Below are 775 nucleotides of genomic sequence, written 5' to 3' on the forward strand. Positions count from 1 at the left end.
ACAAGTTGCCGATAAAGCATACCAATGTTTATTGAAGGCTGAGAAATCTGGTCGCCAATGGTCATTACAGATCAGTGATAGTGTTCGTTATGCTGTGTTGCTGGGCTCTCTGGCCGCACCGCTGATTTCAAACCTTGTCGAAGTAGGGCAAGTGTCCCAATGGCTTCTGAGTTTACTGCCTGTCTCTGCTCTTGCGCTGTTGTTCCGCCAAGAACTCATCGACACACCTTTACAGCTGAAAAAACTGCAATCAAAGTTCGATAGCGTGAGCCGCCTAGTTTATTCAGGGAACAGTAAGTTTTCTGTGGCTGATTTTCACTTAAAACTTCTGTCTGCTCGTATACGCACTGTATTAGGTCGAATGACTGACTCAGCGAAACCATTGCAAGATTTGGCTGACAATCTTAATGCTACGTCGTTTGAAGTGTCTGAAGCGTTAGATCAACAAACCAAAGACATTCTGCAAGTACGTGAGGCAACCGAAGAGGTTGAATTAACCGCGAATGAAGTTTCGTCTCGTACAGAAGAAGCCCATCAGATTGTCGATGTGACTCTAGAGACTTGTGCTGGCGCTAAAGAGAGCATTGACCAAACTCATCGCAACCTTGAAAATTTAGTTTCACAAGCTGAAAAAGCGACACAAACGACTTACCAACTGAGCGATCAAGCGCAAAGTGTCAGTAAGATAATGGAAGAGATTGGTGGCATTGCGGAGCAAACCAACCTGCTGGCGCTCAACGCAGCAATAGAAGCGGCGAGAGCGGGTGAGCAAGGT

General features: G+C 46.1%; 1 protein-coding gene. It reads left to right on the plus strand.

Going from position 1 to position 775, the window contains the following annotated elements; translation table 11 throughout:
• On the plus strand, positions 1–775 hold a 775-nt coding region (locus BCT81_RS24280; protein ID WP_133152712.1), incomplete at both ends, for a methyl-accepting chemotaxis protein.

The organism is Vibrio sp. 10N.261.52.A1, assembly GCF_002876325.1.
Lineage (GTDB): Bacteria > Pseudomonadota > Gammaproteobacteria > Enterobacterales > Vibrionaceae > Vibrio > Vibrio chagasii.